Source organism: Candidatus Dormiibacterota bacterium (genome assembly GCA_035532835.1).
In the GTDB taxonomy this organism is placed as follows: domain Bacteria; phylum Vulcanimicrobiota; class Vulcanimicrobiia; order Vulcanimicrobiales; family Vulcanimicrobiaceae; genus DAHUXY01.
The window spans coordinates 13592-36774 of record DATKQG010000098.1 but is presented as its reverse complement, the minus strand read 5'-3'; the positions used below and the strand labels follow the sequence as shown (position 1 = coordinate 36774).

The 23183-nt window shown below is 62.7% G+C and carries 19 protein-coding genes; 7 read left to right on the top strand and 12 right to left on the bottom strand.

Annotation, left to right across the window (positions count from 1 at the left end; translation table 11 throughout):
* Nucleotides 1-940: hypothetical protein (locus VMW12_12860; protein ID HUZ50609.1), on the top strand; the 940-nt coding region annotated here is incomplete at its 5' end.
* A 260-nt stretch (nt 941-1200) separates the two neighbouring features.
* On the opposite strand, the gene VMW12_12855 is transcribed toward VMW12_12860, so the two are convergent.
* The gene (locus VMW12_12855; protein HUZ50608.1) at nt 1201-2829 is read right to left on the bottom strand and encodes an AMP-binding protein; all 1629 of its coding nucleotides are present in this window, start codon (nt 2827-2829) and stop codon (nt 1201-1203) included.
* Between the two features lie 2 nt (nt 2830-2831).
* Nucleotides 2832-4046, bottom strand: a complete 1215-nt coding sequence (gene rocD / locus VMW12_12850; protein ID HUZ50607.1) for an ornithine--oxo-acid transaminase — start codon at nt 4044-4046, stop codon at nt 2832-2834.
* Between the two features lie 227 nt (nt 4047-4273).
* Between rocD and VMW12_12845 the strand changes: the two genes are divergently transcribed.
* Both VMW12_12845 and VMW12_12840 read left to right on the top strand, forming a co-directional pair.
* On the top strand, nt 4274-5134 hold the full coding sequence (locus tag VMW12_12845; GenBank protein ID HUZ50606.1) for an alpha/beta fold hydrolase: 861 nt from the start codon (nt 4274-4276) through the stop codon (nt 5132-5134).
* Nucleotides 5131-5676: a DNA-3-methyladenine glycosylase I gene (locus VMW12_12840; protein HUZ50605.1), complete on the top strand. Its 546-nt coding sequence runs from the start codon at nt 5131-5133 to the stop codon at nt 5674-5676. The genes VMW12_12845 and VMW12_12840 overlap by 4 nt, the downstream gene beginning before the upstream one ends.
* Here the strand turns inward: VMW12_12840 and VMW12_12835 are convergent.
* The 7 genes from VMW12_12835 to VMW12_12805 form a co-directional block, all read right to left on the bottom strand.
* Nucleotides 5673-7193 (bottom strand): glycosyltransferase family 39 protein, encoded by a 1521-nt coding sequence (locus VMW12_12835; GenBank protein ID HUZ50604.1) that lies wholly within the window; start codon nt 7191-7193, stop codon nt 5673-5675. The genes VMW12_12840 and VMW12_12835 overlap by 4 nt on opposite strands.
* A gap of 77 nt (nt 7194-7270) precedes the next feature.
* Nucleotides 7271-8029 (bottom strand): LytTR family transcriptional regulator DNA-binding domain-containing protein, encoded by a 759-nt coding sequence (locus VMW12_12830; protein ID HUZ50603.1) that lies wholly within the window; start codon nt 8027-8029, stop codon nt 7271-7273.
* Entirely contained in the window at nt 8026-9093 is a 1068-nt protein-coding gene (locus VMW12_12825) for a histidine kinase (GenBank protein HUZ50602.1), read from the bottom strand. Before VMW12_12825 ends, VMW12_12830 begins: the two co-directional genes overlap by 4 nt.
* A 60-nt stretch (nt 9094-9153) precedes the next feature.
* Complete coding sequence (locus VMW12_12820; protein ID HUZ50601.1) at nt 9154-9837, bottom strand: hypothetical protein; 684 nt, start codon at nt 9835-9837, stop codon at nt 9154-9156.
* Nucleotides 9838-9899: 62 nt separating this feature from the next.
* Entirely contained in the window at nt 9900-11405 is a 1506-nt protein-coding gene (locus VMW12_12815; GenBank protein HUZ50600.1) for a hypothetical protein, read from the bottom strand.
* Nucleotides 11402-12712, bottom strand: a complete 1311-nt coding sequence (gene aceA / locus VMW12_12810) for an isocitrate lyase (protein HUZ50599.1) — start codon at nt 12710-12712, stop codon at nt 11402-11404. Before aceA ends, VMW12_12815 begins: the two co-directional genes overlap by 4 nt.
* A 394-nt stretch (nt 12713-13106) precedes the next feature.
* Nucleotides 13107-16340, bottom strand: coding sequence for a PDZ domain-containing protein (locus VMW12_12805; GenBank protein HUZ50598.1), 3234 nt, complete (start codon nt 16338-16340; stop codon nt 13107-13109).
* Nucleotides 16341-16403: 63 nt separating this feature from the next.
* On the opposite strand from VMW12_12805, the gene uppS reads away from it, so the two are divergent.
* Nucleotides 16404-17138, top strand: a complete 735-nt coding sequence (gene uppS / locus VMW12_12800; protein ID HUZ50597.1) for a polyprenyl diphosphate synthase — start codon at nt 16404-16406, stop codon at nt 17136-17138.
* Here the strand turns inward: uppS and VMW12_12795 are convergent, their stop codons facing one another.
* Entirely contained in the window at nt 17139-18566 is a 1428-nt protein-coding gene (locus tag VMW12_12795; protein HUZ50596.1) for a glycoside hydrolase family 125 protein, read from the bottom strand.
* Between the two features lie 47 nt (nt 18567-18613).
* On the bottom strand, nt 18614-19579 hold the full coding sequence (locus VMW12_12790) for a serine hydrolase domain-containing protein (protein ID HUZ50595.1): 966 nt from the start codon (nt 19577-19579) through the stop codon (nt 18614-18616).
* 86 nt (nt 19580-19665) lie between these two features.
* On the opposite strand from VMW12_12790, the gene meaB reads away from it, so the two are divergent.
* Nucleotides 19666-20649 carry a methylmalonyl Co-A mutase-associated GTPase MeaB gene (gene meaB / locus VMW12_12785; protein HUZ50594.1) on the top strand — a complete coding sequence of 328 codons (984 nt, stop codon included), beginning with the start codon at nt 19666-19668 and terminating at the stop codon, nt 20647-20649.
* A gap of 3 nt (nt 20650-20652) precedes the next feature.
* On the opposite strand, the gene VMW12_12780 is transcribed toward meaB, so the two are convergent.
* Nucleotides 20653-21225, bottom strand: a complete 573-nt coding sequence (locus VMW12_12780) for a hypothetical protein (protein ID HUZ50593.1) — start codon at nt 21223-21225, stop codon at nt 20653-20655.
* A gap of 99 nt (nt 21226-21324) precedes the next feature.
* On the opposite strand from VMW12_12780, the gene VMW12_12775 reads away from it, so the two are divergent.
* Together VMW12_12775 and VMW12_12770 are read left to right on the top strand one after the other, a co-directional pair.
* Nucleotides 21325-23037: a methylmalonyl-CoA mutase family protein gene (locus VMW12_12775; protein ID HUZ50592.1), complete on the top strand. Its 1713-nt coding sequence runs from the start codon at nt 21325-21327 to the stop codon at nt 23035-23037.
* The gene (locus tag VMW12_12770) at nt 23037-23183 is read left to right on the top strand and encodes a hypothetical protein (GenBank protein ID HUZ50591.1); all 147 of its coding nucleotides are present in this window, start codon (nt 23037-23039) and stop codon (nt 23181-23183) included. The genes VMW12_12775 and VMW12_12770 overlap by 1 nt, the downstream gene beginning before the upstream one ends.

Genomic DNA, 23183 nt, shown 5'->3' with positions numbered 1-23183 from the left:
CAACCACTCGTGGGACGGTAAGTATCGCATGCCCGATGGCCTCTACCAGAAAAATCTGCAGATTCCGTACGACGACTCGCTCCTCTGGGTCTACGAAGGCATGACCCAGTACTACGGCAACGTGATGTCGTGGCGCGACGGTATCCGCGCGCAGAAGACCTACCCGGATCACATCGCCGCCACCTACGCCTACTACGACAACGAGCCGGGCCGTCTATGGCGCCCGCTGCTCGACACGGCGGTCTCCGCCCCGTTTCTGTACGGAGCCGCACCCGGATATACGGCCGAACGCCGCCGCGTCGATTTCTACTCCGAAGGCGAACTGATGTGGCTCAAAGCCGACAGCATCATTCGCGAAAAGACCGATAACAAAGAGTCGCTCGACACGTTCGCGCGCGCGTTCTTCGGCCAGCATAACACCGGGCCGATCGTCAAAACCTACAACCGCGCGGATATCATCGCAGGCTTGAATAAAATTCTCCCATACGATTGGGCGGGTTTCTTCAAAACCTGGGTTGATGACATCAGCGTACATCCGCCGGACGGTTTCACCGCCGATGGATGGAAGCTCGTCTATACCGACAAGCCGCAGCATTGGGTAAAGAAAGACAACTTCTGGTACTCGATCGGCCTAAACATGGCGAAAGACGGATCGATTTACGACGTGAAGCAAGGCTCTCCAGCATGGAAAGCCGGTGTGGGGATACTCACGAAAGTGGTCGCCGTCAACGGGCGCCAATATTCGGCCGACACGCTTTACAACGCGCTCGTCGAATCGCAGCACTCGCACGCGCCGATTCGCTTGCTCCTAGAACGCACGCAAACGTATCGCGAAGTCTCCGTAGCTTACGACGGCGGCCCGCGCTACCCGCATCTCGTGCGTATCCCCGGTACGCCCGATCGTCTCAGCGACATCCCAAAACCCCTCACCGGCAAATAGGACGGACACGGGAAAGCAAAAGGCACGGCTTGCGCCGTGCCTTTTTTGTGGGGGTTCGCGTCTGGTACGGCACGGCGGGGAGCAGTGGCGGGATCGGGAGACGCCAAGAAATTTCATCCATGAAATTTCTTAGCTCGAGCATTTTTTCGACAGAACGAAGTTTGGAAATGGCCCTCCGGGCCAGGTCGAAAAAACTGCACGCTCCCGATCCCACCACTGCTCCCCGCCGCGCCGTACCAGACGCAAAGGTTAGGTGGATGTTATACGAAGCCGCTGGCGCGGTTGGCGCCTTTGCGTTCGAGTTCGCGTTGGCGGAGCTCGACGCGGCGGATTTTTCCGGAGCGCGTTTTCGGAAGTTCGTCGACGAATTCGATTTCGCGTGGATATTTGTACGGAGCGGTGACGCGTTTGCAATGAGCCTGCAATTCTCGCACGAGCTCGGCGCTTGGATCGAAGCCCTTGCGCAGGACGACGAACGCTTTGACGATGTTGCCGCGATCCGCGTCGGGGCTGCCGACTACGGCCGATTCCGATACGGCCGGGTGTTCGAGCAGCGCGCTCTCGACTTCGAACGGACCGATGCGATACGCGCCCGAGCTGATAACGTCGTCGGCGCGTCCGACGAACCAGAAATAACCGTCTTCGTCGACGCTTGCGCGGTCGCCGGTGAGGTACCACTCGCCACGATAGCTTTGCTGCGTCTCTTCGTCGCTGTGGAGGTAGCCTTTGAAGAGCGTTGGAGGATTGCCGCGTAGGCCGATGTCGCCGGTTTCGCCGGGCGTGCATATCGCGCCGTCTTCATTGACGACGTGTACGTCGTGTCCGGGCGTGGGGCGGCCCATCGAGCCGGGGCGTACCGCGTCACCCGGTAAATTTGCGACGAGCAGCGAGTTCTCGGTTTGGCCGTAGCCGTCGAGAATCGTTAGGCCGAAGGCGCTTTTCCAGCGTTCGATCACTTCTGGATTGAGCGGCTCTCCGGCGCTGACGCAATGGCGCAGTTTGGGGAACCTCCAGCGCGTCGCTAAGTCCTCGAGCTTGGCCTCCAAGCGGTACTCGGTGGGCGCTTGGCAGAGAATCGTGACGCCGAGTTCCTCGATCAGATCGAGTCGTTGGGCGGGGTCGAAGGCGCCTTCGTGCAGCACGATGGTGCTACCGCACGACCACGGGCCGAGCAGCACGTTCCAGAGCGATTTCGCCCAACCGGTGGCAGCGGTGGACCAGACGAGATCGTCCGGCGTCGCATCGAGCCAGTAGCGCGCTTGCATGCGTTTGGCAAACGTGTACGCGCGATCGTGAACGACGCCTTTGGGGTCTTTGGTCGTTCCGCTCGTATAGACGATGTAAGCCCAATCGGCGCTGCGCGTTTCCACGCCGGCCAGCGGGTCGGCGCTTGCGGCGAGTGCGTCGAGATCGATCCATCGGTCGGCGCTGCCGCCCACCAAGAGGAGCGACTGCAACTGTTTGGCGGCGCCGCGCATCTGCTCGGCTTCGGCGTAATTGCTTCGGTCGGCAACGAGTGCGACGGCGCCGGCATGATTGGCGCGGAAGAGCAGATCCTTTGCGCGCAATTGCTCCGCGCACGGAATGGCCACGGCACCCAAGCGATCGAGTGCGAGCATGACGAAGAGCCACTGCGGAACCTTCGGAAGCGAAACGATGACACGGTCGCCGTGGCCGATATTGCTGTCCGCAAGCGCGCGGGCGTACCGCATGGACGCATCGGATATTTGGGCGAAGGTGTAGGACGTTCGTACGCCCTGGGCGTCGATAAAGATGAGGCCGGCGCGATCTTCCCGCGCGAGCCGGTCGATGACGTCGCGTGCGAAGTTGAACGTCGCAGGAACGTCCCATTGGAAGTCGATACGCGGATCGCCGCTATGCTCGAGCATCGTCAAACGCTCAGCGAAGCGAGCGCATCGCGATAGCGCTCGAGCAAGAAGGCAACGGCGTCGTCGTCGATGACGAGCGGAGGTGCGAGACGAAGCACGCGTTCGTGCGTGTCTTTCGCCGCAACGCCGCGCTCGAGGAGGGCGTACGCCAAGGCTTTCGCGGGGACCGTCATCTCCACGCCGATCATCAAGCCGCGTCCGCGGACCTCTTTAACCAGCGGCGAGCGCGCGTTGCGCAGGCCTTGCATCAGCGATGCGCCGGCATAGCGCGCGCGCGCGGCGAGTTTTTCCTCGACGATCACATCCAGCGCGGCTTCGGCCACGGCCGAGCCGAGCGGGTTGCCGCCGAAGGTGCTACCGTGATCGCCGGGCCCGAACAGATCCATGATCGCGGCGCTCGAAAGCGCGGCGCTGACTGGATAATAGCCGCCCCCGAGCGCTTTACCGACGATCAACACATCGGGTTTGATACCGTCGTAATCGCAAGCGAAGAGGTCGCCGGTGCGTCCGAATCCGGTCTGAATTTCGTCGGCGACGAACAGCACTTCGTGCTCGCGGCAGAGGGCCCAGGCGCGCTTGATGAAGCCTTCCGGCGGCACGATCACGCCGCCCTCGCCCTGGATCGGCTCGATGAGTACCGCGCACGTATTGGGCGTGATCGCGCGCTCGAGCGCGTCCGCGTCGCCGTACGGCACGAAGACGAATCCCGGCGTGTACGGGCCGAAGCTGCGACGGTAGCCGGGCTCGGTGCTGGCGCTGATAATGGCGGTCGTGCGACCGTGGAAATTGTTGGAAAAGACGATGATCTCGGCGCGGTTCTCCGGAATGCCCTTAACGTCGTAGCCCCATCGGCGCACGAGTTTGATCGCGGTTTCAACCGCCTCGGAGCCGGTGTTCATCGGCAGCGCCCGCTCGAATCCGGTCACCGTCGTGAGCTTTTCGAGAAAGCGTCCCATCCGGTCGTTGCGCATCGCGCGGGAAGTGAGCGGAACCTTGCGCGCTTGCTCCAGGAGAGCGGCCATGATGCGCGGGTGGCAGTGCCCTTGGTTTACCGCCGAATAGGCGCTGATGCAATCGAGGTAGCGTTTACCGTCGACGTCCCAGAGCCAAACGCCCTCCGCGCGTTCCACGACCAAATCCAGGGGGGCATAGTTATGCGCGCCGTAACGCTCGTCCAGGTCGATGAACGCGCGCGCTGCATTTGAAGAGACATCCATGATTACCGGTCACCACTAAGCACCACGTGTGTTTACCCCAAAATCGCTTTGCGATTTTGGGGGCCCCAGTGTTTGAAAGGCACTCCGCGGCTTCGCCGCTGCGCGCCCCCACGAAGTGGGGCCCCCGAATGGTCTGCGATCGAGGAGGAACGTAAGGGCGCGGGCGCTTACGTTCGAGGAACACTTAGCGCTGTTCTTACGGACGTCTGGATGCGGAACCTCTCTCGATGAACGACCTGCCACAAGCGGCCCTCGAACGGCTGGAGCGTTTTCTCGAGCGGGACCACGCGGGCATCGGCGAGGCCGGGCGGACCAAGCTGCTGATACATGGGGAGCGCCGGCCGCGAGCATTCGTGCTTTTTCACGGGCTCTCGGCGAGTCCGACGCAATTCTCGCGGTTCGCGCACGACTTGCACGCGCGCGGCCACAACGTACTCGTTCCAAGGCTTCCCCGGCATGGCTATGGTGACCGGCTCTCGGCGGCGCTCGCGGGGCTCACCCAGGAGCGGCTGGAGCGAACCGCTCGCGAGAGCGTCGCCATCGCGCAGGATTTGGGCGAGCGCGTAACCGTCGTAGGCTTCTCGCTGGGCGGGTTGCTCGCGATTTGGAGCGCTCAACACGAAGCGATCGAATCTGCGGTCGCGATCGCGCCGTTTCTGGGCGTCTCGTGGATCCCGAACCGATGGATGAGTCCGATTATGGAGCTGGCGCTGCGCGTCCCTAACCGGTTCGGCTGGTGGAACCCGATTGCGCGCGAAAGGCAGCTTCCAGAGCACGGGTACCCGCGTTTTGCCACGCATGCGGTCGCGCAATCCTACCGGCTCGCGCGTCAAGTCATGCGCGATGCTTCTGCGGCGCCGGTGCTGGCGCAGCGTTTAACCTTTGTCATCAACGCCCGGGAGGCGGCGATCAACAACCGTGCGGTTCGGCGATTGGCAGCCCGCCTGCGCCAGCACGCGGACGGCCGGGTTCATGCAATGGAATTGACCGATTTGCCCTTTTCGCACGACATCATCGAGCCGCTGCGCCACCCGGAGCTGGCCGATCGCGTCTATCCACGGCTTTTGGAGGTTATCGACCCACAATGATGCGTTGCTCTTGGGCATCGACCGACGAGATGATCGCGTACCACGACGCCGAGTGGGGCGTTCCCGTCCACGACGATCGCACGTTCTGTGAATTTCTCACGCTCGAAGGCGCGCAAGCCGGTTTGAGTTGGCAAACCGTGTTGCGCAAGCGCGAACGATACCGGGAAGTCTTTGCAAACTTCGATCCGGTGCGCGTTGCGCGATTTACGCCCGCGCGCGTTGAAAAAATTCTCACCGACCCCGGGATCATTCGCAATCGCGCAAAGGTGACCTCGACGGTCGATAACGCCCGGGCTTTTCTGCGCGTCGTGCACGAGTTCGATTCGTTCGATACGTACGTGTGGCGCTTCGTCGACGGCACGCCGATCGAGCGCCGCTGGCGCGAGCCGGCGCAGGTTCCGGCCGCAACCGCCGAATCCGAGGCCTTGAGCAAAGACCTGCGCAAACGCGGCTTCCGTTTCGTCGGCCCGACCATCATGTATGCGTTCATGCAGGCGACCGGATTGGTGAACGATCACCTCGTGGAGTGTTTCCGGCATTAAATGTACTCTTGCAAATGAGGCCAGAGCTGCGCGATCGGTACGCGCAGGTGCCGGCAGAGCATGATCGGGAGGTTGTTCTCGCTCGGCATGGCGTATGGTGCGCTAAACGTCCCCACGCGCTCGACGCTCTCGAAGAGATGCCGGCTCCGCCCGCAATCCCCGCCGAGATCGATCACGTTCTCGCCCGTCAGACGATGCTGCCGAATGGCGCGCGCTCCCCACAACCAGTACTGGTTGTGTCCGCTGGCCACCGGAACGCTGGGAGTGAAGAACGCGATGGCGCTCGCCTGCCCGTAATTCTGGGCCATGACGACGGTTTGGGCGCGAGTGGCCGGCGGCAGCGCATCGTAGATGCGTCGGACGTCATACGCCAACTGCGGCCATCCGTGCATATCGGCCCAATCCGGCGGAAGTTGCGGCTGTTGCCGATGCCGTTCGGTTGCGAGCGTATGGCGCTGGAGATGCAGCGCGCTAAGCAGCGCGCTCTGATAGGCGAGCATCTGCGTCTCGGGCAGTATAGGCAGAGCGAACGGCAAGAACGCGAGGCCGCCGATGACGGCGTACGCCAACACGACGGTGCGTATGGCCACGAGGCGCTCTATCCATCCGGCGATCGCCACGGCTCCGGCCGCGATCGGGATCGGGTAGATATCGGCCGGGTAGTAATGCTTACCGTGCAGCGCGATCATCATCGCGATCAGCATGACGTAGGCGTAACCGAAGAAGCGCAGCGTTTGCGTGCGAAAGAGATAGACGAGGCCGACGATCCAGACGGGCGCGAGAAACAGATTCGTGATGAGGATTTCCTGAAGCAGATATACGAGCGGACCGACCGCCAGATTTTTCCCGTGTGCCCCATTTTCGAGCAGCGTATACATCGGGAAGCCGTGAACGGCTTGCCAAATCACGTTCGGCGCGGCGATGGCAATTGCGAGCGCGGCGCCTGCGGCAAACCAGGGTGTGCGGAGAATGCGCCGCTGCGGCGTCAGCAATAAACCGATCAGCATCGCGGCTGCGAAAAATAGGACGCTATACTTACTCTCGAAGGCGATGCCTAACGCGGCGCCGGCTGCCAGCCAGAGGCGCGGGTCGGCGCCGCGCGTGAGCCGCAAAATCCACAGCGCCGCCAGCGGCCACAACACCAAGCCGGGCATATCGGTGGAGGCTTTCATCCCGAAGTTCATGAGCACCGGGCAGAAAAACGCGACGAGCGCGCCCAACATCTGGGCGAAGGCACCGCCGCCCATTTCCGCAACGAGGAGACAGGTGACGTACATGCTCGCTCCGCTAAACAGCGCCGGAACGGCGCGCAGAAGCAGGAGGGAGTGGCCGAAGAGTTGCGACCCGGCGGCGAGTAACGGGACGACCGGTGGTTGGTCGACGTATCCCCACGCCGGGTGCCGGCCGCAGATAATAAAGTAGAGTTCGTCGCGAAAGAAGCCGTAGTGCGGGTTTCCAACGAGGTGTATTAAAAAGGCTACGATCGCGGCAATAAGCGGGAGGCGATGCTTGCTCATATCCTAGATGTACGCGATATCGGGCGCCGATGCTATCGATCGCGGACGAACGGGCCCGGCGTTGGGACGAGCGGGACTTAGGTGAGGATGTCCGGCCGGCGGCCGGCGAAACGCCGGGACCAGAGCAGCGTCGAGCCGTCGCGCAAGACGATCTGCTGATCGCCGTGAAACCACGGCTGTACCTCTTTGATCGCGTCGATGTTGACGATATGCGAGCGGTGGACGCGCACGAACTGCTGCGGGTCGAGGCGCTCTTCGAGCGACTCTAACGTGGCGCGTATGGGAAAGGATCCCGCCCGTGCATGCACGATGACGTTATTCCGATCCGCTTCCAAGCGCGCGATGTCGCTTACGGCGACAAAGAACGAACGGTCGCCGTCGGGGACCAGCAACCGCTTGAGATGCGTTCCGGGTTGCCGCATGCTCTCCAGCTTCGTGCTGAGTTCGCCTTGATCGGCCGGCCCTTCACTCCGCCGTTGCGCGGCGCGAACGCGCTCGATCGTCCGGTCGAAGCGTTCGCGATCGAAGGGCTTGCAGAGATAGTCGATGGCGCTCAATTCGAATGCGCGCACGGCGTAGTGATCGAACGCGGTAACGAAGACGATGTGCGGCATATGCTCGCCGCGCGCAAGCGCGAGCGCGACTTCGATGCCGTCGATATCCGGCATCTGTACGTCGAGCAAGAGGAGGTCGGGATGGTGCGCCCTCGCTAGCTCGATGGCTTCGTTTCCGTTGGCCGCCTCTGCGAAGACGACGATGTCGCGTTGCTCGCGCAGAAAGCGCTGCAGCTTGCGGCGCGCCGGTGCTTCGTCGTCGGCGATGATGACGCGAATCATGCGTCCGCGTGCCGGTACGGAAACGAGAGGGTGACGATCGTGCCGCCGGCATCGTGTGCGCCGATGCTGCATTCGCACGAGTCGCCGAACAATAGCGAAAGGCGAGAGCTGACGTTCGCGAGCCCGTGTCCCGCACGGCGATGCGGGCCCGGGCCCACCCCGTTGTCTCGAATTCGGACGCGCGTTCGCTCGTCGACGCGCTCGGCCTCGATGGTGACCTCCAGCGCGGTGCGGGCGTCGCTCATGCCGTGACGAATCGCATTTTCGATGATGGGCTGCAGGAGGAGTGCCGGAATGCGCGCGTTCTTGGCTCCGGTTTCGATGCGAACGTTCAGGCGCAATGTGTTTTCCAGGCGCGCCTTCATGATGTCGAGGTACAATCCCTCGATCTCCAATTCGCGCTCGAGCGAGACTTCGGGCGCTTCGGCAGAGGAGAGAATAACGCGCAGAAAATCGCTCAGCCGCGCGAGCATGGCGTCGGCCTTCCCGACGTCCTCGTACATGACCGAAGAGATGGCGTTGAGCGCATTGAACAGAAAGTGCGGGTGGAGTTGGAGCCGCAGATTCTCGAGTTTCGCCTGCGCGAGCGCGACCTGGAGCTCGGAGGCCCGCAATTCGGCCGCGCGCGCCAGCGAGATGCGAGCGATGATATAGATGCAGCCGGCAATCACCGCATAGACGACGATATCGTTCGAAAACTCCATCGGATAGCGATAGAGCATGTTGCCGTAGTTGTAGTGTCCCAATCCCGAGGCCGCAAAGAGGAGCGTGCGGCTGATTTCCTGGAGCGTCGTCTTCGCGACGGAGAAACCTAGAGCGCCGGCGAGTTGCGCGAGGAGGGCCCCGTACCAGCGATCGCGCGACCACGGAAACGTGCGGACGACCCAGGCGACGAACGGCACCAGGGCAAGTGCCGCATACGCCCCGGTCATTTCCTCGATGAAGCGTTGCGGAGCGGTGCCGTGGACCCCGTCGGCAAGATCGTTGAGGTAATGGTAGCTGAAGAAGAGCAACCCGATCGCGGTGAACAGCGCGAAGAGCCCGTATATCCGTAGGTTCTTCATAGCACCGTCATAACGAAAGGCCGCACGCGCTGTCAACCGCTCTGGGACGAGCGGGACGCATTATGCAATCGGCCAGATCAGAAAGACCACGCCGACGATCGCGATGAACGCGCCGCTGAGGACCTCTCCGTATTTCTCGAGCGGGCCGAACGAGACGCGCTCCAAGGCGGCGTGCGAGTAGACGCACAGGACCATGTACGTCACGATCGTGCTCGCAGCGAACAGCACCGACATCAGCGCGATCAATCCAAAGCCGAATTTTGAAGCGGCAAAGAACGCCGGGATGCCTTCGATCATCGGCGAGGAGCCCAGGATGAGCAGGAGCGCCATTCGAGCGTTCGGCTTGGCAAGGCGCGCGGCGCCGCTGGCGATATCGACATCATGCTCGTGGTCATGCTCGTCGCCGAGGCCGTGTTGGTGATGCGCGTCTCCGCGAGCTTCCCGCCATGACGAGATCGCGATCCACCCGCCGAATCCGATGAGCGCCAGGCTCGACGCGACCGATACGTCGCGGCCGAAACGCTCGGCGAAGGCGACTCCTGCGAGCCAGACGATGATGCCGATCGCCAGGGTCGAGACGGTATGCCCGAAGCCTGCGATGAAGGCGGCGCGCGCCGTTTGGACGCGCGTCCAGCCGGATTGCCGTGCCAGCAGCGCGATCGGGGCCCAGTGGTCCGGTACGAGCGTATGCAGAATGCCGACGGCCACGACGGCCAGGACCAGGAGCGCTGCTTGTTGGGTCATCGTCCCCGAGATACGAGAAGGGGCGCAGCCGTTCATGCGGCCGCACCCCTTTTCACGCTAGGCTATGTGGGATCGAATGCTCCGGTGGCGATCATCTGCTCGGAGAGATCGCGAGCCTTGCGATATCGCAATTTCGTCGCGTCGTCGGTTCCGGCCGGCAACTCCGCAACGATGCGGGCGAGCTCTTCGTCGAAGAGGCCCCCTAAAGACGGCGGCGTGTACGCGCCCGGGAAGCGCACGCGCTGCGCGATCATCAGGCGATAGATGCGATCGGTCGCGAGGTCTTCCATATAGCCGTCGAGGAGGCTGGCGCCCCGGCCTTCGAGCACGCCGTTGCGATAGCGAATGACCGTACGCACGGCAGCGCGGGTGCCCTCGAGCGTGGTCGACCCGACACCCTTGGGCGATGGCCGCAAATCGGGGTGCGGATCGTCGAGATGGGGGCGGCGATCCAACTGATTCGGGGCGGGAAATTGCGCGACGGCGATCGCGTTTTGGTCCGGGTGGCCGGTCCACGCGCCGTCCATGAAGCACGACGCTTCGTTCTTTTTATCGCGTTCGAGGACGGCCAGCGCCCGCGCGTTGAGTTCGGGATCTTCGCGGCTGGGATAGAGTGCGGTCATGCCGCCGATCGCGAGCGCTCCGTGCTTGTGCGTAGTATCCGGGAGCAACGTCCGCAAGTTTTGGAAGAACGGAATGTCGAGCGGAATCGTGTTGCGGTCGGGCAGCAACCACTGCGGATCGTGCAGGTTGAAGTGAATCAAGCTCGCCATGTAATCCCAGCGGCCCAAGTTCAACCCTAGGATATACTCGCGCAGGTTAAAGAGAAATTCTTCCATGGCATACGCCATGGGATGGGATTCCACTAGCGCCATCGCGCGAATCGATCCCGGCTTCCATCCCTTTGCCGCGATCAACGCTCCAAAGAGATCGCGCCACCAGAACGCTTCGTCGGCCGCTTCCGATTTTGGAATGTAGATGCAGAGTGGATGACGCAGGCGCTCGAAATCGAGATTGTATGCCAGGAGCGCGACGTCGAAGAGTGACGCACTCGTCAGGGCGTCTTCGAATATACCCCCTTGCGAGATGTGCAGCCCGCGGACGCGGTTCCAAACTACCGTCGGGCTCGGCTTGATGCCGACGGTGCCTCCGCGCTTACGATCTTCGTAGGTGAGTTCGCCATAGAGCGCGCGCACGATATTTGCGTGCCCGAGCATGAGGTGATCCCAGGTGTTGGCCATCGAGTCTTCGAGATCGAGCATCACGCCGGGAGCGCCTGAATTGATCATCTTGACGACGAGTTCCGCATCGTCTGCGGGCCCAGTCATCTGGTTACGTTGATCGCGGCACCACTCGGGGAGTTCGATCTGCCATGCCGTGGTTGTGGCCTCGGATGGTGCGGCATACGTCGGCAATTCGCCCGCGTGCGAGCGCGCGAGCCGGGTGGCCCGCGCGCGCGCTAAGCGTTGCTGTTCGGGCGTAAAACGCTCGTGCAGCGGCCGATAGAACTCTGCGAACCCGGCTGGCAGGTCGCGATCGATTGCAAAGCCGGCTGGTGCGAAGTTCATGCGTGAGCGTGCTCGCGATGGCCGTTCTCGTAGAATTGCTCGGTCTCGGTCGAGCCTTTGAGCGCCGTGGTGGACGAGAGCCCTTCGCTCACGACTTGCGCGACCTCGTCGAAATAACCGGTCCCCACTTCGCGCTGATGACGCGTTGCGGTATAACCGAACTCCTCGCTGCGGAATTCCGACTGCTGGAATTCGGCGTACGCCGACATGCCGCGAGCGTTGAAATCGCGTGCTAGTTCGAAGAAGCTGTAATTGAGCGCGTGGAAGCCTGCCAGCGTGATGAATTGGAACTTGTATCCCATGGCATTGAGATCTTCGCGGAAGGTTGCGATCGCGCTCTCGTCCAGTTTTTTCTTCCAGTTGAACGACGGCGAGCAGTTGTATGCCAGCAGTTTCCCCGGGAACTTCGCGTGGATGGCTTGCGCGAACGCGCGTGCTTCCTCGATATTGGGCTCCGACGTTTCCATCCAGAGCAGATCGCAGTAGGGCGCGTAGGCCAAACCACGCGCGATGCACGCATCGATGCCTTGTTTGGTGACGAAGAATCCCTCGGCCGTGCGATCGCCGGTAATGAAGGCGCGATCGACCGGATCGATATCGCTGGTGATCAACGTCGCGGCTCCCGCATCGGTGCGCGCGATGATGATGGTCGGCACGTTCAAGACGTCGGCCGCCAGTCGGGCCGCAACGAGATGGCGAACCGCCTGTTGTGTCGGGATCAGCACCTTGCCTCCCAAGTGTCCACACTTCTTCTCGGAGCTCAACTGGTCTTCGAGGTGGACGCCGGCGGCACCGGCTTCGATGAGGGCCTTAATCAGTTCGAACACGTTGAGCGCGCCGCCGAATCCGGCTTCTGCATCGGCGACGATCGGGAGGTAGTGTTCTTCCCCGCCGTGTCCTTCGACCGTCTCGATTTGGTCGTAGCGCTGGAGAGCGCTGTTGATGCGCTTTACCAGCGTCGGGACGCTGTTGACCGGGTAGAGGCTTTGGTCCGGGTAGACGTTGCCCGAGACGTTGGCGTCGGCGGCGACTTGCCAGCCGCTGCAGTAGATCGCTTTGAGGCCGGCCTTGGCGGCTTGGACCGCCTGGCCGCCGGTCATGGTGCCCAGCGCCGCGGTGGCGGCGGATTCGTGCAGCAGGCTCCAGAGCCGGTCGGCACCCAGCCGCGCCAGGGTCTGTTCGACGACGACGCTCCCCTGAAGGCGAACGACTTCTTCGGCGCTGTAACGGCGCTCGACGCCGCTCCAGCGGGTATCGTTTGCCCAGGCGGCTTTGAGCGATGCGGCGCGGTTCTCTATGGTACTCACGGACGGCTCCTCTCGATCGACAGTTAAAAATGGATGGTGGCGGACTATGTAATGGACCGGCCCATTGGACCGCAACCATCGCATCGTTGGATGGTTCATTCACTTATACGAAAGCGCGCTCATCTTGTCAACATTCCCATTGATAAAAATACAAAACAAAAACGCGCCCGGTGGGAGCGCGTTTTTGTGGATTTCCGAGCGGCTGCGGTTAGCGGTGGAGCAGAACCGCGAGGATCGTCGTCACCCACGACGTGACGATCAAGCCGATGACACACATGAACTGTTGCTCGACATGCCCGAAGCGCGCGTCGACCTGAGCGAATCGCGCATCGATTTTCTGATCGAACGCGTCGAGACGCCGATCGATCCCGTTGAGGCGATAGCGCTTCGAGCGTTACTGCAAGGTGGGCAGCGGGAGCGACGGACGCGTGGTGAGATCCGGACGCACCTCGACCGCGGTTTCGAGCGAACGCTCCATCAAGCGTAGCGCGAAGTCCATCTGCGGGTCTTTGCCGTCGCGATAATCGTGCGGAGCGATATCGACGTCGTAGTCGGGATCCGTGCCGTAGTTTTCGACTTTCCAACCAACGTCGCTAAACCAGAACGAATACTCGGGCTGCGTCGTGAGCGAACCATCGACGAGATGATGGTATGGATTGATGCCGATTACCCCGCCCCAGGTGCGCTTTCCGACCAGCGGACCGAGCTTGTAGAGCTTAAAGCAGTGGCTGAAGATGTCGCCGTCGGATCCCGCAAATTGATTGGTGATCGCAACCATCGGGCCGCTGACCGACTCCGGCGGATACGGCACGGCCGCACCGTAGCGAGGGACGTCGTAGCCGACGCGCTTGCGCGCGAGCTTTTCGAGAAGCAGCGGCGAAACGTGTCCGCCGCGATTGTAGCGCACGTCGACGATCAACCCGTTGCGGTCGAATTCGCTTAAATAACCGCGATGGAATTCGGAGAATCCCCACGGGCCCATGTCCGGAATATGGACGTAGCCGACGCGCCCGCCGGTTCGCTCGTGCACGTACGCGCGGCGCGCCTCCACCCACGCGCGGTAACGCAGGCTCGACTCGCTCTTCAAGGCTTTGACAAGCAGCGTGCGCTCCTCGTCCTTTCGCGTCTTGATCGTGAGCGCGACGTCTTTGCCCGCAGCGTTCACCAGCAGGTGATCGGGCGAGAGCGTCGCGGTGGCGCGTTTGCCGTTGACGCCGACGATGAGATCGCCTTCGTGAATGTCCAAGCCGGGTTCGGCCAGCGGCGAATCGCTCTCACGCGTCCAAGAATCGCCTCGATAGATGCGCTCGATGCGATAGCCGTTGCGCTCGCCGTCCCACACGATATCAGCGCCCAGGAATCCGCGCTGATACTGAGGTGGAATGCGGTGGTCGCCGCCGTATTCGTAGGCGTGCGATGTGCCGAGTTCGCCCTGCATTTCCCAGATTAAATCCGAGAGTTCGGTGCGCGTGCGCACGCGTTTGAGGACGCTGCTATAACGATCGAAGACGCGGTCCCAATCGATGTCGCTCATGTCTTCGACCCAGAACTGCTCGGTCTGCAGGCGCCACGCTTCGCGATACATCTGCGCCCATTCGTCGCGCGGGACGATTTCGACGCTCGCCCGGTCCAGATCGATCCAGCCGCTCTTGCGACCGGCTTCGGGCAATGGCTTATCGGCCTCGTCCTCGGGGAGGTCGCTCGCGGCGTCGATGACGCGCAAGCGATCGTTCGAACGATAGACGAGCGTGTGGCCGTCGGCGCCCATGCGGATCTCGTTCACGTCGTGGGCAACGATGGCGCTGCGTTGTTGCTCGAAATCGTAGGCGATCAATACGCCCAGCGTGTGATCGTCGTCGTCGTCGCGTCCCGCCGGCTTGATGCCGTGCACCGGCATCCGCGTGAAGAGCGCGCGTCCCTTGGCCGCGATGACCTGGTCGTATTCGCCCTCTTCGATCGGGAATGAGAGAATGCGCCCGGTAATACCGTCGAAATCGATGTCGATATCGGGAAGCTTGCCGGCCTTCTTATCGCCTTCATCCTGCGCGTCGTGATCGTGCTCGTGCTCGCGATGGATCGGTTTGGGTTGTGCGACGAACGGCGAGGGCACGTCGTTGCGCAGCGTCACGAGGAACGGGCGCTGGGCTTGGGGGAAGCTCAGATCGAATTGCAGCGCGTCGTAGACCGGATTGAAGTCGCGGGTCGAGATAAAATAGAGATACTTGCCTTCCGGATCCCACGCGGGTGAGTGATCGACGCGCAACGGCGAGGTCACGTCGTGGATTTTTCCGGATTTCACCTTTGCAACGCGCACGATCGACGTGCCTTGCGCGGGCCACCACACGTACGCCAAATAGCGGCCATCGGGAGAAAATGCCACGTCCGTGATGCGATTTGCCGGGCTCGTATCGAGCTTGCGAATGTTTCCGTCACTCAAGTCGAGGACGCACAATTCGTGCCGATGGTTGGCGAACGCGACGGTGTCGTTCTTGGGCGAGCATACCAACTCGGTGATGCGTCCGATATCGCCGTCGGTAACGGTGCGCGCTTCTTCAGCGTCGTCCGCGCGCTGTACGGCGATCTGCTCGTAGCCGTTGCGATCCGTGACGCACGCGAAGCGCTTGCCGTCATGCAACCATTGCGCTAGCCGCGTACGGATGCGGCTGGAATAGCCGTGATGGATCACCGCCCCTTCGAAGAGCGGCATGCTAAACGCTTGGCCGCGCGAGATGAAGCAGAGGCGCGTTCCGTCGGGATGCGGCGAAAAATCTTCGAGCGATTCGGACGCGCCCTCGAAACGGCGCACGGTCTGCGGTGCGGCCGAGGGCGTTTCGATCGAAATCTCCGTCGTCGTATCGCTCGCGATATCGTAGAGCGCGATGGCTCCGCCGGCCGTATAGACGATGCGCGTGCCGTCGGTCGAGGGGAAGCGGGCGTAATACTCCGCTTCGTGCGTATGGCGCGTAACGTCCGATCCGTCGATCGAACACGAGTAGATATTCGCAATGCCGTCGTGATCGGCGAGGAAGAAGACCCGCTCGCCCAGCCACATCGGCCAAGTTGGATTTCCATCGGGCAGCGGCAGGCGCTCGAACTCGCCGGTTGCCGGCGCGTCGATCCAGATCTCGCCCGCGGTCCCGCCGCGATAGCGCTTCCAACGGGCCGGGTCGTTGGCGTTGCGCCCCAAAACCATGCCGCCGTTCTGACCGAACGAGAACGAACGCGCGTGCCCGACGTGCAGTTCGCGTGGCGCTCCACCATCGCGGGCGACGGCGAACGGGCGCGTCTCGCCCTCGTACCAGGCGGTGGGGTTAGCGACGAAATAGATGTCGCTGCCGTCGGCGCTCCAGCCGACGACAGATGCAACGGTCGATCCCAGGAACGTGCGCCGCTCGGGCTGGCCGCCGCCCGCGGGCATCACGTAGACTTCGGGGTTCCCCTCGTCGTTCGAAACGAAGGCAATGCTTTGCCCGTCCGGCGAGAGCCGCGGCATCGAGCAGGCTCCGAAGCTGACCGTCAGGCGGGTCGCGACGCCGCCCCGAAGCGGAACGCTCCAGAGGTCGTCCTCGCAAACAAAAACTAGACGTTCGCCGGCGATCGTCGGATATCGATAGTAACCCTGATTCATAGATAGGATGGAGGTTGGCGACCGGCGCGCGTCCCCCCGCCACCTTGCGGGCGCAAATACTTTGTGCTACAAAGTAAGCAAATGTTGCAGGCGCCGATCCCGCTGGAAATCCCTCGCCATGTCGCCCTGATTATGGACGGCAACCGGCGTTGGGCACGCGCTCACCGGCTACCTGTGGTAGAAGGCTACCGGCGCGGGGTTACGGCGCTGCGGGCGGCCGTTCGCGGAGCGCTTGCTACCGGCGTGGAGCGCATCACCGTCTATGGATTCTCCACCGAAAACTGGGGGCGTTCCCCGCACGAGGTGGAGCTGATCATGTCGCTCTGCGCCGCGTGCGCCCAGAGCGAGAAACCGGGCCTTTCGAAGCAGGGCGTACGCGTCGAAGTGATCGGCGATTTGGACGCCTTCGCGTTTCCGGCACGCGCGGCCGTGCGCGATCTCGTTCGCGCGACGCAGCACAACTCGCGCTTGACGCTCACCCTCGCACTCAATTACAGCGGCCGCGCGGAGATCGTTCGTGCGGTGCAGGCGATCGCGCGCAACGTCGCCGCCGGGACGCTCGCTCCGGACGACATCGACGAGCAGCTCTTGAGCGCGCACATGTACGCACCCCACGCACCCGATCCGGATCTCCTGATTCGCACCGGCGGCGATTTTCGCGTCTCGAATTTTCTGCTCTACCAACTCGCGTACACCGAGCTTCTCACGCTTCCGCTTATGTGGCCGGATTTCACCGAAGAGCATTTCGCCGAAGCGATTGCCGAATTTACGCAGCGCCAGCGGCGTTTCGGCGGGTAGTCACTTCACTTCGCCGGCGCGCATTCTTCCCAAATAGAGCAAGCGTCCTAAGGTGGCCATCAATTCCGCGGTGTTGTCGATCTGGGTAATCTCCGGAACGAGCGTGGGCGTTTCGCTCGGCACCTCGAACGGCACGATCGTACGGTCGCGCACGAACTGATTGGAATGAAAACCGGCAAGCGAGCGAAAGATTAATTCGGCATAGAGGGCGTTGCCCCAACCGAACTCGGCGCGCGTATATCGCCAGTATCCTCCGGGATAGAAGCTCTCGTGAATGAGCCCGTTCTCCGAATCGGTCTCCGCGAGCGTCGTGATGCTTTCGGCGACTTCTTGCGACGACGTCGCGGTGAGGGCGCGCCCGATAATCCCGAGCGGCCAGACGTAACCGTAGGGCGTATGCGGGCTGCCCAGCCCTTCGCCATACTTTCCGGTGAAGAACCACGGATTATCCAGACTCAACGCGAACGCGCGCGTCGCAAGATACGTCGGATCGTAGGCGGAGCACCAGCCGATCGCCGGTAGCGTGGTCAAGTTCGGCATGTTGGCGTCGTCCATCAGATTGAACCGGCCGTCACCGTCGGTCTCGTAGGCGTACATCCAGTCGTTGCGTTGCGGGTCGTAGACCAAACCGTAGCGGAGAATCCCCACCTGCACGCGTGCGGCGACGGCATCGGCTTGCCGCGCGAGCCCGCGATCCGCGTACCCTTCGGTCGCAAGCCGCGCTATCACGCGCAAAACGACGACCGCGAATGCGTTCTGCGGGATGTTGAAACGATACTCGACCGGGTCGTCGGACGGCCGGAACGCGCCCCAAATCAATCCGGTAGCGTCGTCGTAGCGCTCGTGCGTCGGCACGGAATGGGGCCAGCGATAGCGGTTGCAGACGCGATGATGCTCTTCGCAACCGTAGGTAAAGACGATGCGCTCGAGCGCGAGATGCAGGGCCGGTGTGAAGAGCGAACGATCGGCGGTATGCTGCCAGTAAACCAGCGCCAGTAGCATCGGCCAACCCGGGGAGTCGACCTCCCATTTGCGCTCCCAAATCCCGTAGCGCGCGGTGAAGGCATTCGCATACACGTCCTTGTCGATGTTCCGTGCGTCGCGCTCGATCACGCCGGCGATGCGCCTTCGCAGAATCGGATATGCCACCAGAAATCGAACGTACGGCAGCGCTTGTTCGGCCGAATCGCGCAGCCACATCGCGGGAATATCGCCGGTGTGGACGTAGGTCGTCTTGTCGTCTTGGGGATAGAAATCGGCGAACAGCGTGTGAAAGAGCGAATCGGTCGCAATCGCGCGATGGCGTTGCCCGGTTAGCGGCACGACCAGCGTTTGCGCTGCCGCCGGCATCCGCGTACCGAGCGCCAGTCCCAGGACGAGCGCGGCCGGCACGGCGTACGCGACCAGCCGCGCTGCGATTCGATGCATCGAGAGGTTCTCTCGCACATCGGCGGGCGTTCCCTTTTGAAACGAATTTAGTCGGGGAGATTCAAGGCCGCGGCCATGACGCTTTGAGCGAGCGGCCCCAAGTCGATGCGGTCGGCGTTGCAGAGCAGCACGACGCCGGCGTGCCGGCGCGGCAGCAACAACATGTATGCTGAAAAGCCGTTGACGTATCCGCTCTGCGCGGTCACGCGGTCGCCGAAAAGCGTACCGTTCCAAAAACCGATCGCTCCGGTCGAGAAGCGGTGCGTTAAGAGCGCGCCCATCCAGAGATCGAGATCGGGCGCGTTCGACTCGAGATCGGCGGCACCGAACGTGAGGGTCGGCGAACCGGGCGCGACGTTTCCCCACGCGCGACCGGCTTCGAAAACGAACGGCTGCCACGTGCGGGTTGCGTGCATCCCGAGCGGGCCGAAGACCGCCTCGCGCTCGATTGCCGCGAGTGGTAATCCGACGGCTTCCTGGAGCGCCATTCCGGCCAGAAGGTAGTTGGTGTTGCTGTATGCGGTTTGCGTGCCGGGCTGGAAAAGCAGCGGCAGGGCGGAAACGCGCGCGACGAGTTCTCGGGGGCTTTGCGGTTCGCGCGAAAAGCGATCGAACGTGGGCATCTGCGCGTAGTCCGGTATGCCGCTGCGTTGCTCCAGCAGCATCGCTAACGTGACGTCGCTCGCGGCGGAATAGGACGGATCGATCTCGTCCACGCGCATGTCCATGCGGATGCGACCGGCGGCGTTCAGGCTGCGAGCCGCTGCCGCAAGCATGCCTTTCGAGAGGGAACCGATGGCGAAGAGCGTGCGCGGACGGACGCGTGCGGCGTGCGACCGGTCGGTATATCCGTACGCACGAACTGCGCTGCGGTCGCCGAGGACGACGCCGACGGAGAGCCCCTCGATGCCGCGGTCGTGCATGACGCTGCGCACGATGAGATCGACCCGGGCCGCGGCCGGATGGGGGAGCGCGCCGGTCGCCATGGCCAGCGCGAACGCGAAGGCGAGCACGCTGCAACCTTCCGTACTCCCGGCCTAAACCCGTTCGCTCGATGCGGAAGGGGCGCTGCGGTCACGGCCGCAATCCAAGAGCTACTTTGTCGAGCTTGGTTGGGTTGGACGCGCTGTTGCGCGAGTTTGAAGAGCGCAAGATGCGCGCGCTCGCACGAGCGATTTCGTGGGCGGAATCCGGCCGCGGAGCCGAGTTGATTCGCCAGGTGTACGCGCGCGCCGGCCGCGCGATGACGATCGGCCTCACCGGCCCGCCCGGTGTGGGCAAGTCCACGCTTTCGGCGGCGATCGTGCGCAAGGCGCGGTCGGTGGGTAAGACCGTCGGCGTGATCTCCGTCGACCCAAGCTCGCCCTTTTCGCACGGAGCGTTGCTCGGCGACCGGATCCGTCTTACCGAGCACTTCGTCGATCCCGACGTGTTCATTCGCTCGATGGCCAGCCGCGGGCACTTGGGCGGCGTGGCCGGAGCGACGGCCGATGCCGTGTTGCTCATGGATGCTTTCGGCATAGACGTCGTGTTGATCGAGACGGTCGGGGTGGGGCAGAGCGAGATCGAGATCGCGGAGCTGGCGCAAACGACGCTCGTCGCCCTCCAACCGGGCAGCGGCGATTCGGTGCAAGTGCTCAAAGCCGGCATCATGGAGATCGCCGACATCTTCGTCGTCAACAAGGCCGATCACCCGATGGCCAATCAGATGCGACGCGAGATCCGATCGATGATGGAGATGTTGCACTTCACGGGTTGGGTTCCGGAACTGGTAATGACGCAAGCGTTATCGGGAGAGGGGATCGACGAACTGTGGGCGGCGATTGCAGCGCACGTGGCCTACCTAAACGAAACGGGCGAAATAGAAGAAAAACGCCGCGAAGCCTTCATCCATCAAGTTAAACAGCTCGCACTCGGGGAACTGCAGCACAAGCTCGATCGCGAACTCGAGCGGCGCGCCGACATCGGGCTCGATCCCTACGCCGCCGCCGAACGCGTGTTGCTCGAGTTCGGTATGCACGGGCACGAACGCTACGAGCACGCGCGGCCGAACCGCGCCCGCGCCACCGTCAAAGGTCTATAAGCGCTACTTCGGTTTTACGCAGAAGCTTTGGGCGATGCGGAGGAGCTTCGGCAGCGCGCCGGGCCGGTGATAGATCGGGCGGTCGACCATGTTGAGCGTCGACTCCCAGGCTTGCGTATCGAAGATCGCGATCACGCGAACGCTGTAGACCCGTGCCCCGATCTGGCTCGCGTCCGCGCTCACCGTATAGAATGATGCCGGCTTGCCGCAGACGGCGGTCGTGCCGTACTGCAAAATGCGCATCCGCGACGAAACTTGGGCCGCGACTTCCTCGTTGGCCAGCGGGGCGAGAATCGCCCTCGGGGTGGTCTTTCGGCTAACCGTCGTCCGGTAGGCGATCTGCCAAGAATCGGCCGCCGATTGCGAGGGGTTGCCGGGGATCGCGCGGCTCGCCGCGCGCAAGATCACACCCGACGCTTGCACCTGGGGCGCGCTTTGGGCGTATTCGGGAATGCGGGTGACGGTCAGTTCGCCGTACGATGTGGTGAAGTGCCACGTCCCCAGCGCTGCGCCGGCGCCGGCGGTCGCGGCAAGGGCTGCCAGAAGGGCGAGGAGCAGGGGGCGGAATGCTTGCATATGAGAGCCCCCGTTCGGCGCTGCCACCAAATCGCTTGCGGGGCGTGCTGGGCTTTGGGAGAATATCGGTTCGAACAGACATATTCAAAGAGGGTTCACGTGGCGAAGATAATCGACCGCGCCAGCGGCCTTGGCGCACCGACTACACCCGAATTCGAGGCACAGCAGCAGGCTTGGGAGGTTTCCGCTTCCGTTGGAAAGCCGCGCGTTGGCCCCGGATCCGGGGCGACCGACCGCACGATTTCCGACGTGCCGTTGAAGGCGGTGTATGGCCCGCAGGACGTGGCTCACTTGGATTTGGCCCGAGACCTCGCCTATCCGGGGCAGTACCCGTACACGCGGGGCATCCACGCCAACGGCTACCGCGACCGCCTCTGGACCATGCGCCAATTCGCGGGGTTCGGAAACGCTAAACAGACCAACGAGCGATATCATTTCCTACTCTCTCAGGGGCAGATGGGGCTCTCGGTGGCGTTCGATATGCCCACCTTGATGGGCTACGATTCGGACGCGCCGCAATCGCGCGGCGAGGTGGGCCGCTGCGGCGTGGCCATCGATTCGCTCGCCGATATGGAGGTGCTGTTCGACGGCATCGACATGGGCAAGATCACCACCTCGATGACGATCAACGGCCCGGCGGCTATCGCCGTCGCGCAATACATCGCGGCGGCCGAAAAGAAGGGCATCCCGCGGGCGCAACTCGGCGGAACGATTCAGGCCGACATCCTCAAAGAGTATATCGCGCAGAAAGAGTGGATCTTCCCGCCGCGTCCGCACATGCGCGTGATCGTCGATATGATCCAATTCTGCACCGCGCAGATGCCGAAGTGGAATACGATTTCGATCTCGGGCTATCACATTCGCGAGGCGGGCTCGACCGCGGCGCAAGAACTGGCCTTTACGCTCGCCGATGGGTTCGCGTATGTCGAGGCGTGCATGGCGGCGGGCATGGATGTCGATTCGTTTGCTCCGCGGCTGTCGTTTTTCTTCAATTCGCACATTGACTTTTTCGAGGAGATCGCGAAGTTTCGAGCCGCTCGCCGCATCTACGCGCGACGGATGCGCGACCGATACGGCGCCAAGAATCCAAAATCGTGGCAACTGCGCTTTCATACGCAGACGGCGGGTTGTAGCGCGACCGCGCAGCAGCCCGAGAACAACATCGTCCGCGTAGCGTACGAAGCGATGGCGGCGGTTCTGGGTGGGACGCAATCCCTTCACACCAACTCGATGGACGAAGTGCTCGCGCTGCCGACCGAAAAATCGGTCGAGATCGCGCTGCGCACGCAACAGGTGTTGGCCTACGAGACCAACGTCACCAACGTGGCCGACCCGCTCGGCGGATCGTATTTCGTCGAGGCGCTCACCGACGAGATGGAGCGCCAAGCCGAGGCCTACTTCGCACAGATCGAGGAGTACGGCGGCGTCGTCGAAGCGATCGAGGCCGGATTCTTCCAGAAAGAAATCGCCGAGGCGTCGTACCGCTACCAGCGTTCGATCGAGGCGAAGGATCGAGTTATCGTCGGCGTCAACGCCTTCGCACGCGACGAGAAGCCGGGCGACATGGACTTGCTCAAAATTACCGAGGAAGTCGAGCGCGCGCAGGCCCGTTCGGTGCAGGACGTCCGCGCGAAGCGCGATGCGGGCACGGTGCAATCTTCGCTGGAACGCCTGCAACGCGCGTGTCGCGATCCGAAGGACAACCTGATGCCGCACTTGATCGACTGCGTCAACGCGTATTGCACCGAGGGCGAAATTACCGAAGCGATGGTGCAAGTGTACGGGCGCTACACGGAACGGTCGGTGTTTTAATGCCACAGACGCTTAGCGACTTCGAGGCCCACCGGATGCGCCGGACGCTTTCGCAAGTCATGCAAAAGCTCGAGGAAGCGTTGCGCCTGAGCCGCGTGCGCGACCGCAGGCTCGGGCCACAATCGCCGAACGATAGCAAGGGATAG

What these genes read in the sequence shown, in the direction of transcription:
- VMW12_12825 (HUZ50602.1), bottom strand. Translation starts at nt 9,093, where the DNA reads ATGAAGAACCTACGGATATACGGGCTCTTCGCGCTGTTCACCGCGATC.
- VMW12_12770 (HUZ50591.1), top strand. Translation starts at nt 23,037, where the DNA reads ATGCCACAGACGCTTAGCGACTTCGAGGCCCACCGGATGCGCCGGACG.
- rocD (HUZ50607.1), bottom strand. Translation starts at nt 4,046, where the DNA reads ATGGATGTCTCTTCAAATGCAGCGCGCGCGTTCATCGACCTGGACGAG.
- VMW12_12780 (HUZ50593.1), bottom strand. Translation starts at nt 21,225, where the DNA reads ATGCAAGCATTCCGCCCCCTGCTCCTCGCCCTTCTGGCAGCCCTTGCC.
- VMW12_12805 (HUZ50598.1), bottom strand. Translation starts at nt 16,340, where the DNA reads ATGAATCAGGGTTACTATCGATATCCGACGATCGCCGGCGAACGTCTA.
- VMW12_12820 (HUZ50601.1), bottom strand. Translation starts at nt 9,837, where the DNA reads ATGACCCAACAAGCAGCGCTCCTGGTCCTGGCCGTCGTGGCCGTCGGC.
- VMW12_12845 (HUZ50606.1), top strand. Translation starts at nt 4,274, where the DNA reads ATGAACGACCTGCCACAAGCGGCCCTCGAACGGCTGGAGCGTTTTCTC.
- VMW12_12855 (HUZ50608.1), bottom strand. Translation starts at nt 2,829, where the DNA reads ATGCTCGAGCATAGCGGCGATCCGCGTATCGACTTCCAATGGGACGTT.
- VMW12_12835 (HUZ50604.1), bottom strand. Translation starts at nt 7,193, where the DNA reads ATGAGCAAGCATCGCCTCCCGCTTATTGCCGCGATCGTAGCCTTTTTA.
- VMW12_12815 (HUZ50600.1), bottom strand. Translation starts at nt 11,405, where the DNA reads ATGAACTTCGCACCAGCCGGCTTTGCAATCGATCGCGACCTGCCAGCC.
- VMW12_12830 (HUZ50603.1), bottom strand. Translation starts at nt 8,029, where the DNA reads ATGATTCGCGTCATCATCGCCGACGACGAAGCACCGGCGCGCCGCAAG.
- VMW12_12840 (HUZ50605.1), top strand. Translation starts at nt 5,131, where the DNA reads ATGATGCGTTGCTCTTGGGCATCGACCGACGAGATGATCGCGTACCAC.
- VMW12_12795 (HUZ50596.1), bottom strand. Translation starts at nt 18,566, where the DNA reads ATGCATCGAATCGCAGCGCGGCTGGTCGCGTACGCCGTGCCGGCCGCG.